Origin of the sequence: Streptomyces sp. NPDC005962 (assembly GCF_040629205.1) — a bacterium.
Taxonomy (GTDB): Bacteria; Actinomycetota; Actinomycetes; order Streptomycetales; family Streptomycetaceae; genus Streptomyces.
Genome location: NZ_JBEXVE010000012.1, coordinates 211,279 through 224,916, shown reverse-complemented (window position 1 = coordinate 224,916; position 13,638 = coordinate 211,279). Strand labels below are relative to the sequence as shown.

The 13,638-nt window shown below is 73.3% G+C and carries 16 protein-coding genes; 7 read left to right on the top strand and 9 right to left on the bottom strand.

Features of this window, described 5'->3' with window-relative positions; all coding sequences use genetic code 11:
- Window positions 1–155: 155 nt before the first annotated feature.
- The 5 genes from ABZ370_RS22015 (at window position 156) to ABZ370_RS21995 (ending at window position 4,924) form a co-directional block, all read left to right on the top strand.
- A complete protein-coding gene (locus tag ABZ370_RS22015; protein ID WP_358623408.1) occupies window positions 156–1,151 on the top strand; it encodes a DEDDh family exonuclease in 996 nt (331 codons plus the stop codon).
- Between the two features lie 64 nt (window positions 1,152–1,215).
- Window positions 1,216–1,449, top strand: a complete 234-nt coding sequence (locus ABZ370_RS22010) for a hypothetical protein (protein WP_358623405.1) — start codon at window positions 1,216–1,218, stop codon at window positions 1,447–1,449.
- Window positions 1,450–1,527: 78 nt separating this feature from the next.
- On the top strand, window positions 1,528–2,352 hold the full coding sequence (locus ABZ370_RS22005; protein WP_358623402.1) for an SURF1 family protein: 825 nt from the start codon (window positions 1,528–1,530) through the stop codon (window positions 2,350–2,352).
- A gap of 30 nt (window positions 2,353–2,382) precedes the next feature.
- A complete protein-coding gene (locus ABZ370_RS22000; RefSeq protein WP_358623399.1) occupies window positions 2,383–4,164 on the top strand; it encodes a glycoside hydrolase family 15 protein in 1,782 nt (593 codons plus the stop codon).
- A gap of 4 nt (window positions 4,165–4,168) precedes the next feature.
- Entirely contained in the window at window positions 4,169–4,924 is a 756-nt protein-coding gene (locus ABZ370_RS21995) for an SDR family oxidoreductase (RefSeq protein ID WP_358623396.1), read from the top strand.
- A gap of 1,277 nt (window positions 4,925–6,201) precedes the next feature.
- Here ABZ370_RS21995 and amaP read toward each other — a convergent pair.
- The 5 genes from amaP to ABZ370_RS21970 are packed head-to-tail and all read right to left on the bottom strand — an operon-like array spanning window position 6,202 to window position 8,337.
- Entirely contained in the window at window positions 6,202–6,747 is a 546-nt protein-coding gene (gene amaP / locus ABZ370_RS21990; RefSeq protein WP_358623393.1) for an alkaline shock response membrane anchor protein AmaP, read from the bottom strand.
- A 9-nt stretch (window positions 6,748–6,756) separates the two neighbouring features.
- Window positions 6,757–7,296 carry a DUF6286 domain-containing protein gene (locus tag ABZ370_RS21985; RefSeq protein WP_358623390.1) on the bottom strand — a complete coding sequence of 180 codons (540 nt, stop codon included), beginning with the start codon at window positions 7,294–7,296 and terminating at the stop codon, window positions 6,757–6,759.
- Window positions 7,293–7,646 (bottom strand): hypothetical protein, encoded by a 354-nt coding sequence (locus ABZ370_RS21980; RefSeq protein WP_358623387.1) that lies wholly within the window; start codon window positions 7,644–7,646, stop codon window positions 7,293–7,295. The genes ABZ370_RS21985 and ABZ370_RS21980 overlap by 4 nt, the downstream gene beginning before the upstream one ends.
- Complete coding sequence (locus tag ABZ370_RS21975) at window positions 7,627–7,818, bottom strand: hypothetical protein (protein WP_358623384.1); 192 nt, start codon at window positions 7,816–7,818, stop codon at window positions 7,627–7,629. Before ABZ370_RS21975 ends, ABZ370_RS21980 begins: the two co-directional genes overlap by 20 nt.
- 42 nt (window positions 7,819–7,860) lie before the next feature.
- Window positions 7,861–8,337 carry an Asp23/Gls24 family envelope stress response protein gene (locus ABZ370_RS21970; RefSeq protein ID WP_358623381.1) on the bottom strand — a complete coding sequence of 159 codons (477 nt, stop codon included), beginning with the start codon at window positions 8,335–8,337 and terminating at the stop codon, window positions 7,861–7,863.
- Window positions 8,338–8,449: 112 nt separating this feature from the next.
- Here ABZ370_RS21970 and ABZ370_RS21965 point away from each other — a divergent pair, with 112 nt between their 5' ends.
- Window positions 8,450–9,139: a hypothetical protein gene (locus tag ABZ370_RS21965; RefSeq protein WP_358623379.1), complete on the top strand. Its 690-nt coding sequence runs from the start codon at window positions 8,450–8,452 to the stop codon at window positions 9,137–9,139.
- 3 nt (window positions 9,140–9,142) lie between these two features.
- On the opposite strand, the gene ABZ370_RS21960 is transcribed toward ABZ370_RS21965, so the two are convergent.
- The 4 genes from ABZ370_RS21960 to ABZ370_RS21945 are packed head-to-tail and all read right to left on the bottom strand — an operon-like array spanning window position 9,143 to window position 12,964.
- Window positions 9,143–9,601, bottom strand: a complete 459-nt coding sequence (locus ABZ370_RS21960) for a MaoC family dehydratase (protein WP_358623376.1) — start codon at window positions 9,599–9,601, stop codon at window positions 9,143–9,145.
- 36 nt (window positions 9,602–9,637) lie between these two features.
- Window positions 9,638–11,140 (bottom strand): long-chain fatty acid--CoA ligase, encoded by a 1,503-nt coding sequence (locus ABZ370_RS21955; protein WP_358623374.1) that lies wholly within the window; start codon window positions 11,138–11,140, stop codon window positions 9,638–9,640.
- 7 nt (window positions 11,141–11,147) lie between these two features.
- Window positions 11,148–12,020: an amidohydrolase family protein gene (locus ABZ370_RS21950; RefSeq protein WP_358623371.1), complete on the bottom strand. Its 873-nt coding sequence runs from the start codon at window positions 12,018–12,020 to the stop codon at window positions 11,148–11,150.
- Window positions 12,017–12,964: an SDR family NAD(P)-dependent oxidoreductase gene (locus ABZ370_RS21945; RefSeq protein WP_358623369.1), complete on the bottom strand. Its 948-nt coding sequence runs from the start codon at window positions 12,962–12,964 to the stop codon at window positions 12,017–12,019. Before ABZ370_RS21945 ends, ABZ370_RS21950 begins: the two co-directional genes overlap by 4 nt.
- A 166-nt stretch (window positions 12,965–13,130) precedes the next feature.
- Here ABZ370_RS21945 and ABZ370_RS21940 point away from each other — a divergent pair, with 166 nt between their 5' ends.
- Window positions 13,131–13,637, top strand: coding sequence for a MarR family transcriptional regulator (locus ABZ370_RS21940; protein WP_358623366.1), 507 nt, complete (start codon window positions 13,131–13,133; stop codon window positions 13,635–13,637).
- Window position 13,638 lies beyond the last annotated feature (1 nt).

Sequence of the window (13,638 nt, the reverse complement as noted above, 5' to 3'; positions counted from 1 at the left end):
ACATAGAACCGCTTTCGCCGCACCGCCAGAGGTAGTTACCAACAAGTATGGTAGACGTGTTGTCAACAACGGGCCCCGGCTCATCCGCTGACGGCACGTACCCGCACGGGCCCGGCGGTCCGGAGTGTCGGCGGCGGCCCGTATCCTCATGGACCATGCTCGAAGACCCCACGGCAGCCGCCCCGCGCACCGCGTCAACACCCCCGTGGCCGGAGGCCTATCCGCAGGGGTATGCGGTGGTCGACGTCGAGACCACCGGTCTCGCCCGCGACGACCGGATCATCTCCGCGGCGGTCTACCAGCTCGACGCCCGGGGCGCGGTGCAGGACCGCTGGTACACGCTGGTCAACCCGCAGCGCGACCCGGGACCCGTATGGATTCACGGCCTCACCCGGGAGACGCTGAAGGACGCGCCGCTCTTCCCGGACATCGCCGCCGCGTTCTCCGAGCGCCTCGCCGGGCGCGTCCTGGTCGCGCACAACGCCGCCTTCGACTGGTCGATGATCGCCCGCGAGTTCGCCCGGTCGAAGACCGAGGCCCCGGTGCGTCAGCGGCTGTGCACCATCGCCCTCTCCAAGGAGCTGCGGCTGCCGCTGGCCAACCACAAGCTGGAGACCCTGGCCGCGCACTACGGCGTCGTCCAGGAGCGCGCCCACCACGCGCTGGACGACGCGCGCGTGCTCGCCGAGACGTTCCGGCCGAGCCTCCACCGGGCCGCCGAGGCCGGGGTGCGGCTGCCGCTGCTGGCCTGTCAGCCGCTCACCGAGTGGTCCGACCCGCCGTCGCGCGGGATCGGCGCCCAGCGCTCGTACCAGCCGCAGAGCTGGCGCCCCAGCCGCAAGCGCCCCGCCTGCCCGTACCCCAACCCGGGGCGCTACCGGCCGGGCGGGCTGCTGACCCAGGGCATGCGGGTGGCGTTCTCCGGGGACACCTCGGTCGACCGTGAGCTGCTGGAGGACCGGGCCGTCGAGGCCGGGCTGCACGTGGCGACCAGTGTGTCCCGGCTCACCAGCCTGCTGGTCACCAACGATCCGGACGCGGCCACCTCCAAGACCGCCAAGGCCCGTTCCTTCGGCACCCCGGTCGTCGACGAGGCCGCCTTCACGCACCTGCTCCTCGACGTCACCCCCGCCGAGCCGACAATCAGGTGAAACCCGCGCGACGCGCCCGCCCGCCGCTCGCCCCGCCACCGCCCCGGCCCGCACGCTGTGGCGCATGGCTAGCTGTGAGGTCTGCGGAAACGACTACAACATGACGTTCGAGGTGCACGCCCAGGGCAATGTGCACGTCTTCGACTGCTTCTCCTGCGCCATCCACCGCATGGCGCCCATCTGCGAGCACTGCCGGTGCCAGATCATCGGCCAGGGGGTGGAGGTGGACGGCCATTACTACTGCGGCGCCCACTGCTCCCGCGCGGAAGGGAAGGTGGGCATCGTCGACCACGCATGACCCCGGGCCGGATGCGTGGATTGTCGTCCGGTGCCCCCCGCGGCCGGGGGACAATCCACGCCGAGTAGGGTCAAGGACGTGTACCGCTTCCTGTTGACCCGGCAGTGGGTGATCCTCACCCTGATCGGGCTCGCACTGATCCCCACCATGATCAGGCTGGGCTTCTGGCAGCTGCACCGCCACGAGGCAAAGGTCGCGCAGAACCAGCTGATCGGGAACAACCTCGGCGCCCCCGCCATGCCGGTGGACAAGCTCACCGCCCCCGGCCGCACCGTCCCCCGCGACGACACCTTCCGCACGGTGACCGCCACCGGGACGTACGACACGGCCCATGAGGTCGTCGTCCGCCAGCGCACCGGCTCCGACGAGCAGAGCATCGGCTACTTCGTCCTCACCCCGCTGATCGAGGGCAAGCGCGCCGTCCTCGTCAACCGGGGCTGGATTCCCGCCGGGGCCGACCTCACCAAGTTCCCCGAGATCCCGGCCGCCCCCCGCGGCAAGGTCACCGTCACCGGCCGCCTCAAGGCCGACGAGACCAGCGCGGACAGCGGCATCAAGGACAAGTCGGGTCTGCCGCCGCGCCAGGTCATGCTGATCAACAGCGAGCAGCAGGCCAAGGCGCTCGGCCGGCCCGTCCAGGGCGGCTACATCGAGCTGACCTCGTCCTCCCCCAAGGGCGGCAAGCAGCCCGACCCGGTGCCGGAGCCGGAGCACAGCGACATCGGCCCCCATATGGCATACGCCGTCCAGTGGTGGCTGTTCACCGCCGGAGTGCCCGTCGGCTGGTTCGTGCTTGCCCGCCGGGAGCGCCGTGACCAGGCGGCCGAGGCCGCCAAGGCCACCGCCGGGAGCGCCGCCGAGGGCGCCGAGCCCAAGACCCCCGCGGCCGCCAATGCGGACTAGCCTTCCCGCTCTCCGGGAAGGTGCTCCGACGTGGCACAGGACATCGACGACTACGCACTCATCGGGGACCACCAGACGGCGGCCCTGATCAGCCGCGAGGGCTCGGTCGACTGGCTGTGCCTGCCCCGCTTCGACTCCGCCGCCTGCTTCGCCGCCCTCCTCGGCGACGAGGACAACGGCCACTGGCGGCTCGCCCCCAAGGGCGCCGGGGCCTGCACCCGCCGCGGCTACCTGGACGACTCCCTCGTCCTGGAGACCGTCTGGGAGACCGGCTCCGGCACCGTCAAGGTCATCGACTTCATGCCGCAGCGCGACCGCGCGCCCGACCTCATCCGCATCGTCGAGGGCGTCTCCGGCAGCGTCGAGATGGCGGGCGTCCTGCGGCTGCGCTTCGACTACGGGCATGTCATTCCCTGGGTGCGGCGCACGGACGGCCACCGCACCGCCGTCGCCGGGCCCGACTCCGTATGGCTGCGCTCCGAACCGGAGGTGCACACCTACGGCAAGGACTTCAGCACCCGCTCCGAGTTCACCGTCTCCGCCGGGGACCGGGTCGCCTTCGTCCTCACCTGGCACCCCTCCCACGAGCCCCGGCCCGCTCTCGTCGACCCGTACAAGGCCCTGCGGTCCAGCCTGGACGACTGGCGCGCCTGGGCCGCCCGCTGCCGCTACCGGGGCCCCTACCGGGACGCCGTGGTCCGCTCCCTGATCACCCTCAAGGCGCTCACCTACGCGCCCACCGGCGGCATCGTCGCCGCCCCCACCACCTCGCTGCCCGAACGGCTCGGCGGGGTGCGCAACTGGGACTACCGCTACTGCTGGCTGCGCGACTCCACCCTCACTCTGAACGCCCTCCTCGCCGCGGGCTACCGCGAAGAGGCCGCGTCCTGGCGCGACTGGCTGCTCCGCGCGATCGCCGGTGACCCCGCCGAACTCCAGATCATGTACGGGCTCGGCGGCGAGCGGCGCCTCCCCGAACACGAGCTGCCCTGGCTGGAGGGGTACGGCCACTCCGCCCCCGTCCGCGTCGGCAACGGCGCCGTCGCCCAGCGCCAGCACGACGTCTACGGCGAAGTCCTGGACTCCTTCCACCTCGCCCGCGCCCACGGCATGGCGCCCCAGCCGCACGCCTGGAAAATCCAGAGCGCCCTCATGGACTTCCTCGAATCCGCCTGGCAGGACCCCGACGAAGGCCTGTGGGAGGTCCGCGGCCCCCGCCGCCACTTCGTCCACTCCAAGGTCATGGCCTGGGTCGCCGCCGACCGCGCCGTCCGCACCACCGAAGCCCATCCCGAGCTGCTCGGCGACGTCGACCGGTGGCGGGCCATGCGGGACGCCGTCCACCGCGAGGTCTGCGAAAAGGGCTACGACGCCGCCCGCAACACCTTCACCCAGTCCTACGGCTCCACCGCGCTCGACGCCGCCACCCTCCTCATCCCCCGCGTCGGCTTCCTGCCCCCCGACGACCCCCGCGTCATCGGCACCGTCGACGCGGTCCGCCGCGAGCTCAGCCACGACGGGGTGATCCGCCGCTACTCCACCGACGACACCGCCGACGGGCTCCCCGGCACCGAGGGCGCCTTCCTCGCCTGCTCCTTCTGGCTCGCCGACGCCCTCCACCTCACCGGCCGCCGCCGGGAGGCTTCCGCTTTGTTCGAGCGGCTGCTGTCCCTGCGCAACGACGTCGGTCTCCTCGCCGAGGAGTACGACCCCGAGGCCGACCGGCTGCTCGGCAACTTCCCGCAGGCCTTCAGCCACATCGGTCTGGTGGGGACCGCCCTCACCCTCGCGGACCCGTCCCAGGCAGACTGAACCCATGGATCTTGGACTCAACGACCGCGTATACATCGTCACCGGAGCCACCCGCGGGCTGGGCCGCGCCGCCGCCGCGGAGCTGGTCGCCGACGGCGCCAAGGTGCTCATCACCGGCCGCGACGCCGACAAGGCCGCCGCGGCCGCCGCCGACCTCGGCCCGAACGCGATCGGCGTCGCCGCCGACAATGCCGACCCCGACGCCGCCGAACGCCTCATCGCCACCGCCCGCGAGCGGTTCGGCCGCTTCGACGGCATCCTCATCAGCGTCGGCGGGCCGCCCGCCGGGCCCACCGCCGACATCACCGACGCCCAGTGGCAGACCGCCTTCGACTCGGTCTTCCTCGGCGCCGTGCGGCTCGCCCGCGGCGCCGCCGCCGAGCTCACCCCCGGCGGTGTGATCGGCTTCGTCCTCTCCGGCTCCGTCCACGAGCCCGTCCCCGGCCTCACCGTCTCCAACGGCCTGCGCCCCGGGCTCGCGGGCTTCGCCAAGAACCTCTCGCTGGAGCTCGGACCGCGCGGCATCCGCGTCGTGGGCCTTCTCCCGGCCCGCATCGACACCGACCGGGTGCGCGAGCTGGACGGCCTCTCCGGGGACGCGGACGCCGCGCGTGAGCGCAACAGCGCGGCGATTCCGCTGCGGCGGTATGGCGCGCCCGAGGAGTTCGGCAAGGCCGCCGCGTTCGTTCTCTCCCCCGCCGCCTCGTATCTGACCGGGCTGATGCTCCCGGTCGACGGGGGCGCGCTCCACGGCTGGTGAGGCCGGGGGGGTTCTTCCCCACCCCGCCCCTACCCGACCCCGGGGCTCCGCCCCGGACCCCCGCTGGGGCTCCGCCCCAGACCCCGCTCCTCAAACGCCGGAGGGGCTGGATTTTGCGAACCCGGAACGGGGTGAGGGTGCGGTTGGGCCGGTGGGCGGTGCCGGGGCGAGGCCTCCGGGGCAGGGTCCCGGACCGTATATTTTTGGCGCCGGTGCCCGGAGACGTGGGGTGGGCCGGAAATGGGCGCCACAAATACACGTCAGCGTCCGGAACCCCACCCCTGCGACCCCGCCCCTCCGCCGCATGGCGGCTCCCCGCCGGTGGCACCAACCCCGTCCCGGACGGCTGGGGGGGCAGAAGGCCGGGGCCCGCCGGACGGGGCCCGCCGTACGGAGGGTGGGGGCCGGAGCCAGCGGCGGGGAGCCGCTGACGAGGCGGGAGGGGCAGACCCCCGCCCGGCCGCCGCCCCCGCGCGAACCGGAGCCGAACCGGGGCACGGAGCCACCGGCGGGCAGCCACTGCTCGGCGGGAGGCGGCGGGGTCGCGCCCGCCACCAGGCTGACCGGGACCGGGCCGTGGGACCGGGCCACCGGCGGGTAAACCGCTACTCGACGGGAGAGGGCGGGTCCGCACCCACCCCCGCCCAGCCGCCCACCACGGGGCGACCGGAGCCGGACCTGGTCCGGAGCCACCGGCGGGGAGCCGCCGACGAGACGGGAGGGGCGAGGTCGCAACCCACCCCCGCCCAGCCGCCCGCCACCGGGCTGGCCGGGACCGGGCCGTGGGACCGGGCCAGCGGCGGGGAGTCGCTACTCGGCGGGAGGGGGTCGGGGTCGGACCCACCCCCGCCCGCCCGGCCGCCAACCCCCGGGCGAACCGGAGTCGGACCGGGGCACGGAGCCACCGGCGGGGAGCCACTGCTCGGCAGGAGGGGGGCGGGGTCGACCCACCCCCTCCCGGCCGCCTGCCACGGGGCGGGCCGGGGCCGGGGCCACCGGTGGGGAGTTGCCGACGAGACGGGAGGGGGCGGGGGTGCCCACCCCCCGCCCGGACGTCCGCCGCCGGGCGAACCGGAGGTGGACGGGGGGGCTGGGCCACCGGCGGGAGGGGGCGGGGTCGCAGGGGTGGGGTCCTGGACGATGACGTGTATGTGTGGCGCACACTCCCGGCCCACCCCACGTCTCCGGGCACCGGCGCCAAAAATATACGAGTCCAGGGCCCTGCCCCGGAGGCCCCGCACCCGGCACCCAAAACGCACCACAGGCGCACCCAGCGCCTAGCGCGCCCGCTCCGCCCCGTGGTGTTCGCCGCGTAGCCGGACCTCTGCCGGGAGGTCGGGCAGGCCCGCCGAGGTGCGGGCCTGGGTCAGGGTCTGGGTCTCGAGGCGGCGCAGGGTGGCGGCCGGTTCCGCTCTCGGGTCCAGGACCAGGGCCACGCGGGCCTTGGGCGCGGCTCGGCGGCCGTGGAGGTGGACGTGGGCGTGGGCGACGCCGGACAGGGACTCCGCGTCGGCCCTCAGGGCGGTTTCGAGGGCGTGGCCGCGCAGGCGGGCGCCGGTGCCGTCGTCCAGGGGGACGAGGACGTCGTTCAGCCTGCGCCGCCGCAGTTGGGCGAGGGCCCACCACAGGGCGAGCAGCGCCAGCACGCTCAGCGTCGCGATGACGACGGGCCACCACCAGCCCTCGTCGCGCCAGCGCACCCGGTCGGCGCGGGTGAGCAGGACGGTGCCGGGGGAACGGCGACCGGCGAGGAGGGTCACCGCGCCCGCGCCCATCAAGGCGGCGCCCAGGACGCCCAGCAGCAATCGGTTCGCGATCCGCATGGGGCCCGGTCACCTCGCCGGTCGTCGTACGCGGACGGACAGGCCCGGGCGTCGGGCGAGCCCGAGTTGCCGGATGCCGTCCTGGAGGGTGGCGAGGAGATCGGCCCGTACCTCGTCGAGGTCGCGGAAGTGCGCCTGGGCGCGGGCCCTGACGCGGCGGCGGCCGACGTCGACGCGTACGGTCCGTACGCCGGGCACGGCCATCGCCCGGTCGCGCAGCACCAGCCCGGCGGCGGCCCGGTCGATTCCGGCCCGGACGCCGTCGTTTCCGCTCATCGGCAGAAGCTTCCGCAGGCCCGGGGTGACGGCGAGCACCACCATCCACGCCCCGATCACGAGCAGGGCCACCGCGATGCCGACGATCCAGCCGTCGTCGAGCGGGCGTGAGGCGAGCTGGTCGGCGAGCCATCGCCGCCACTCCATCACGGGGTGGCCGGTGCGCTGGGAGACGAGGTCGTACAGGAACAGTCCGAGCACGCCGAGCAGGACGAGTGCGGTCAGCCCGGCCGGTACGCGCCGGGTGGACCAGAAGCGGCCGAAACCGTTCATCGGACTTCTCCCCGGTCCGGCTGCGGTGAGTGCAGCCGTTCCACCGTCACCGCCACGTCCGGCACCTCCATGCCCGTCAGCTCGCCGACCCGTGTCGTCACATGCCGCCGTACGGCCCCGCACTGTGCGCCGATGTCGGACGGATAGCCCAGCTCGATGGCGACCCGTACGCGCGCGGCGCCCGCGCGGACCGCGACGGCGGCGCGGGGCAGGGGCCGGGGCGGGCCGCCGCCGAGTGCCTCCCGCGCCGCCCACGAGGCGATCTTCGCGACGGCGCGGTCCGCGATGCGCGTCGCGCCCCGCTCCCCCGGCTCGCGTGGTCCCACCGGGTCACCGCCGCCGTTCGCCACGGTCGCGGGTGCGGAAGAAGTCGCCCGGTTCCAGGTCGCCGTCCAGGAACCGGCCCGCGACGAACCCGACGGCGCCCAACGCCGCCACCAGCAGAAAGGCCCCGAAACCACCGAAGTATCCGGCGAAACCCAGCGCCATCCCCGCGATCATCCCGATCACGGCCATGCTCATCGTGTGCTCCCCTGCTGGAGCGCACCGGAGCCGCTCCCGCGGTTACTGCAGCCTGGGCTCCGGCGCTTCCTCTTCTTCATCCGGCAACTTCACATCGCTGACCGCGATGTTGACCTCGACCACCTCAAGGCCGGTCATCCGCTCGACCGCCGTGATCACGTTCTCCCGTACGGCCCGGGCGACGTCGGCGATCGAGACGCCGTAGTCGACCACGATCTCCAGGTCGAGGGCGGTCTGCACCTCGCCCACCTCGGCCTTCACGCCGCGGGCGACGGACTTGCCGCCGCCGGGCACCCGGTCGCGGACGACTCCGAAGGTGCGGGCGAGGCCGCCGCCCATGGCGTGGACGCCGACCACATCGCGGGCGGCCATTCCGGCGATCTTCTCGACCACGCCGTCGGCGATGGTGGTACGGCCGCGGGCTCCCGGGTCGACGCTGCCGCCGAAGGTCTTCGCCGTACCGGCGGACGGCTCCGCGACGGCGGCCTGTGGCCGGTTCCGTGGCGCGGTCTCGGACATCACCGATCGCCCCTTCCTTCTTCATTCGCCCTACCTGCCACACTAAAGGTGATTTGCCCGGAAAGCTCCCGTTATGCATCATTCAGGGACTCACTCGCCGAAGGGTGGCACCGTGGTCACGGACCGGCTCGCACAAGCCGTACGGCAGCAGCTGCGGCTCGGCCGTCTCCTCCCGCTGGGCGGGCCGGAGGACGGCGCCTGGCTGACCGAGTGCGCTGCGGACGCCGTGCTCCGGCGGGCGGCCGACGCCGTGCCGGGCGTACGGCTCGGCGCGCTCCGGATCGCCCTGGCCAACCCGGAGGCGGCCGCGCCGCCCGTGGTTCCGGCGCCGCCGAGCGCGCTGCCGCCGGGGCCGCTGCGGGCCTGGGCGGAGTGCGCGGCGGCGGTGGACCGGCCGCTGCCGGTGACGGCGGAGCGGCTGCGCGGGGCCCTGCTGGGCGCGGCGGAAGACCGGCTCGGGCTGGCGGTCGGCGCCGTGGACCTGCGGGTGACGGACCTCCTGGACGAGGCCCCGGAGGGCAAGCCGCCGCCCGCCGGGCAGCCACCGGCCGAGGAGCCGACGGACGACGGCTCGGCCATCGCCGCCGCCGTCACCGCCGTACCCGGGGTGGCCCGGCTGGCCCCGGTACTGGGCCGGGGGGCGGTACGGGTCGAGGGGGCGCACGTCCGTATCGAACTGGCCGTGGCCCCGGGCCACCGCGCCCTGGACGTGGCCCGCGAGGTGCGCGCGGCGGTCGCGGCCACCGCGCCGCCCGCGGCGACGGTGGCCGTCCTCGTCACCGCCGTGGACACCGGCGGCTGACGCTCACCAGTGGTAGCGGTGCACCGCCTGCGCGACACAGCACGGCTTGTCGCCGCCGTCCTGTTCCACCACCAGGTCGATGACGGCCTGGGCACCGCCGTCCCCGAGTTCGTCGACGGAGACGAGCGTCGCCCCGGCCCGGATCGTGGCACCGGCCGGTACCGGCGCCGGGAACCGCACCTTGTTGAGGCCGTAGTTGACGGCCATCCGGACGCCGCCCAGTTCGAGGATCTCGCCCCACAGGGGGATCAGCAGGGACAGGGTGAGATAGCCGTGGGCGATGGTGCCGCCGAAGGGGCCGTCCTTGGCCCGCTCGGGGTCGACGTGAATCCACTGGTGGTCGTCGGTGGCGTCGGCGAAGGTGTCGATCCGGTTCTGTTCGATCCGGTGCCACCGGCTGTGGCCGAGGTGCTGTCCGGCCAGCTGCTTCAGCTCGTCGAAGCTGTTCACGGTCATGGGCATGCGGGGCTCCGTTTACGTGGTGTGCGCATCGTCAGGTCAGCGCAGGGCGGATTTGCGGATCTTTCCGCTGGCGGTGCGCGGCAGCGCGGTCCGGAACTCGACCGCCTTGGGCACCTTGTACTTCGCCAGGCGGCTCGCGAGGTGGTCGAGCAGCCCTTGCGGATCGGTCGAGGCGCCCGTCCGGAGGACCACGACGGCCTTGCCGACCTCGCCCCACCGGGCGTCGGGCATGCCGATCACGGCGCATTCGGCGACATCGGGGTGGTCGTACAGCACGTTCTCGACCTCGGCCGGATAGACGTTCTCCCCACCCGAGATGATCATGTCTTTGACGCGGTCGACGATGGAGACATAGCCGTCCTCGTCCCGCACCCCCACATCCCCGGAGCGGAACCACCCGCCCGCCAGCAGCGCGTCCGCGGTCGCGTCCGGCAGGCCGTAGTAGCCGCGCATCACATGCGGGCCGTGCACCAGGATCTCGCCGGGCTCGCCGACGTCCGCCTCGCCGGTCAGGTCGGACCGGACCAGCCGGACGTCGGTGAAGAAGTGGGGCACGCCCGCGGAGCCCGCCTTGACCGCGCTCATCTCCCGGTCGAGCAGCAGCGTCCCGGGGGACGCCTCGGTCATCCCGTACCCCTGGATGAAGGAGAGCCCGCGCCGCAGATAGGTGTCGATCAGCACCTTGGGGACGGGCGATCCGCCGCACATCAGGATGCGGACGGACGACAGGTCGGCCGACTCCCAGCGCGGCGACTCCGCGACCGCCGCGAACATGGTCGGAACGCCGAACAGGCAGGTCACGCCTTGGCTCTCGATCAGATCGAGCATCCGTTCCGCCTCGAAGCCGGGCTCGATCACCACGCGTCCGCCCTTGAGCAGGGTCGGCAGACACGTCATGTTCAGCGCGGCGGTGTGGAAGAGGGGCGCGGTGACGAGGGTGATCTCGTCCGAGGCCAGATCGGTGTCGACCAGGACGTTGAGGCTGTTCCAGGTGATGTTGGCGTGGCTGAGCACCGCGCCCTTGGGGTGGCCCGTGGTGCCGGACGTATACATGATCATGCACGGGTCGTCGGCGGCCATGACCTCGTCAGCGCGGTCATCCGCACAGTCATCCGCGCGATCGTCCGCCAGACCGTCGACCGCCACCGCGATGCCCGCGCCCGCCTGAAGGGCGGTCTGCGCGCAGCGCGGATCGTGGAGGAGCAGCCGCGCACCGGAGTCGTTCAGCATGTAGGCCAGTTCGGACGCGGCGAGCCGGGTGTTGAGCGGTACGAAGACCGCGCCCACCGCGCAGGTGGCGAAGAGCGCGTGGAGGAACGCGGGGTGGTTGGGGCCGAGGTAGGCGACGCGGTCGCCGCGCCCGATCCCGCGCGCCCGCAGGGCCCGGGCGAACCGGGTGACGGTCTCGTCCAGCTCCCGGTAGGTCTGGGTGTCGTCCCCGTGGACGACCGCGGTCCGCCCGGGGGTCTTACGGGCCCGCCGCCGCGGCCACGAGCCGATGCCCTCTCCGGTCCCCCGGCCGACGCCTTGCTCCAGCATCTCCCGCTCACCCCTTCGTGAGGCCGAGCAGCCGCGCCGCGTTGTCCTTGAGGATCAGCGGCCGAACCTCGGGCTTGATCTCCAGTTTGTCGAAGTCGGCCAGCCACCGGTCCGGGTCGATCACCGGATAGTCGGAGCCGAACAGGACCTTCTGCTTGAGCAGAGAATTCGCATAGCGGACCAGCTGTGGCGGAAAGTACTTCGGCGACCAGCCGGACAGGTCGATGTAGACGTTCGGCTTGTGCGTGGCGACGGCCAGCGCCTCGTCCTGCCAGGGGAACGACGGATGGGCCAGGATGATCGGCAGCTCCGGGAAGTCCACGGCGACGTCGTCCACGTCCATCGGGTTGGAGTACTTCAGCCGGATGCCGCCGCCCCCGGGCACGCCCGCGCCGATCCCGGTCTGCCCGGTGTGGAAGAGCGCGGGCACCCGCAGCTCCTCGATGGCCTCGTACAACGGGTAGAATCGCTGGTCGTTCGGGTGGAACGCCTGGAGGGACGGGTGGAACTTGAAGCCGCGCACCCCGTGGTCCTCCACCAGCCGCCGCGCCGCCCGGACCGCCGCCCGGCCCTTCCACGGGTCGACGCTGGCGAACGGGATGAGGACGTCGGCGTGTTCGGCGCAGGAGGCGGCCACCTCCTCGTTGCGGATCGGCGGATGGCCGGTGGCGGTCTCCGCGTCCACCGTGAAGACGACGGCGGCGATGCGGCGTTCGCGGTAGTGGGCGGCCAGCTCGGGGATGGTGGGCTGCCGGGCGGCATGGGTCTTGAAGTACGCGGCGGAGGCCTCGGCCAGTTCGCCGCTCAGCGAGGAGTGGCCGTCCGCCGAGATCTCGGCGTGGGTGTGGACGTCGATGGCGACCAGGTCGTCGAGGTTCACCGCCCGGCCCCCTCCGCGCTCGCCGGGCTGTTCGGGCTCTCCGGCTCGACGGGCGCGGGGATGCCCACCCCCTCCGGGTGCCGCCCCAGCGACGTACCCCAGACGCCCGCGATGGCGTCCGCGTCCCAGCCGCCCTCGCGGTAGACCGCCGAGCGCTCCTCGGGGTGGGTCCACAGGGTCAGCCGGTCGCCGCCGACGCCGATGGCCTGGCCGGTGATGCCGTCGGCGGCGTCGGAGGCGAGGAAGACCACGAGCCCGGCGACGTCGTCGGCGGTGCCGAAGCCCTCGCCCTGCCGCAGCCAGCCGGGCAGCGGTTCGCCGCGCTCCTCGTACGCCTCGACGTGCGGAGCGAAGGCGGGGATGGTCGCGGTCATGGCGGTCGCGGCGACGGGGATCACCGCGTTGACGCCGATACCGGCCTTGGCGCACTCCATCGACCAGGTGCGGGCCATGCCGACGATGCCCGCCTTGGCGGCGGAGTAGTTGGTCTGCCCGAAGTTGCCGCGCTGTCCGGCGGGTGAGCCGATGAGGATCAGGCGGCCGCCCCCGCCGCGTTCGCGCATATGCCGGACGGCGGCGCGGGCGCAGGTGAAGGTGCCCTTGAGATGGACGCCGAGGACCGCGTCGAAGTCCTCGTCGGTCATCTTCCACAGCACCCGGTCGCGCAGGATGCCCGCGTTGGTGACGAGGACGTCCAGCCGTCCGAACGCCTCGACCGCGCGGTCCACCAGCGCGTCGGCGACCTCGCTGGTGCCGACCGCCCCGGGCGCGGCGACCGCCGTACCGCCCTCGTCGGTGATGACCTTGACCGCCTGTTCGGCGGTGGCGGCGTCGGCGTCGTTGACAACCACACGAGCCCCGGCGCGGGCCAGGGCGCGGGCGTAGGCGAGGCCGAGGCCGCGCCCCGCTCCGGTGACCACGGCGGTCTTCCCCGTCAGTTCCATGGGCTTCGGTTCCTTCCGGTGTCGACTATCATCAGGGTTCCTGATGATGAGTGGAGCACTCCGGGAGGCGGGGTGTCAATGGGCGGCCCCCTTGCGCGGCCCGCAGGTCCCGCTGGTCCGCAGGTCCGCAGATCCACCGGCCCCGCCGGTCGGGCAAGATGGCCGGATGACCACTTCCGAGCAGTCCGACACGGCGCAGCCGGATCAGGTCGGCACGCTCTACCTGGTGAAACGGCTGGAACAGGCGATACGGGCCCATCTGGACACGCTGCTGCGCCCCCTCGGCCTGACCACGCTCCAGTACACGGCGCTGACCGTCCTGGAGCGCCGGGACGGGCTGTCGTCGGCCCAGCTCGCGCGGCGCTCGTTCGTCAAGCCGCAGACGATGCACGAGATGGTCCAGACGCTGGAGGAGCGCGGGTTCATCGAGCGCCGTCGCGATCCGGCCAACCGCCGGGTGCTGCTCATCAGCCTCAGCGACCGGGGGCGCGAGGCGCTGCGGAGCTACGACGAGCAGGTGCGGCTGCTGGAGGAGCGGATGCTCGGCGGGCTGACCGAGGACCGGCGCGGGGAGCTGCGGCGGGCGCTGATCGACTGCACCCGGGCCATGTCGGCCGAGCCGCCGGGTGCGGCGGATTCGCCGGAGTCGGCGGAGGGCACGGCGACACCGTAGG

Excerpts from the sequence above, each read along its gene's own strand:
- ABZ370_RS22010 (WP_358623405.1), top strand. The coding sequence starts at position 1,216 with ATGGCTAGCTGTGAGGTCTGCGGAAACGACTACAACATGACGTTCGAG.
- ABZ370_RS21995 (WP_358623396.1), top strand. The coding sequence starts at position 4,169 with ATGGATCTTGGACTCAACGACCGCGTATACATCGTCACCGGAGCCACC.
- ABZ370_RS21955 (WP_358623374.1), bottom strand. The coding sequence starts at position 11,140 with ATGCTGGAGCAAGGCGTCGGCCGGGGGACCGGAGAGGGCATCGGCTCG.
- ABZ370_RS22015 (WP_358623408.1), top strand. The coding sequence starts at position 156 with ATGCTCGAAGACCCCACGGCAGCCGCCCCGCGCACCGCGTCAACACCC.
- ABZ370_RS21985 (WP_358623390.1), bottom strand. The coding sequence starts at position 7,296 with ATGAACGGTTTCGGCCGCTTCTGGTCCACCCGGCGCGTACCGGCCGGG.
- ABZ370_RS21975 (WP_358623384.1), bottom strand. The coding sequence starts at position 7,818 with ATGAGCATGGCCGTGATCGGGATGATCGCGGGGATGGCGCTGGGTTTC.
- ABZ370_RS21945 (WP_358623369.1), bottom strand. The coding sequence starts at position 12,964 with ATGGAACTGACGGGGAAGACCGCCGTGGTCACCGGAGCGGGGCGCGGC.
- ABZ370_RS21960 (WP_358623376.1), bottom strand. The coding sequence starts at position 9,601 with ATGCCCATGACCGTGAACAGCTTCGACGAGCTGAAGCAGCTGGCCGGA.
- amaP (WP_358623393.1), bottom strand. The coding sequence starts at position 6,747 with ATGCGGATCGCGAACCGATTGCTGCTGGGCGTCCTGGGCGCCGCCTTG.
- ABZ370_RS21970 (WP_358623381.1), bottom strand. The coding sequence starts at position 8,337 with ATGTCCGAGACCGCGCCACGGAACCGGCCACAGGCCGCCGTCGCGGAG.
- ABZ370_RS21940 (WP_358623366.1), top strand. The coding sequence starts at position 13,131 with ATGACCACTTCCGAGCAGTCCGACACGGCGCAGCCGGATCAGGTCGGC.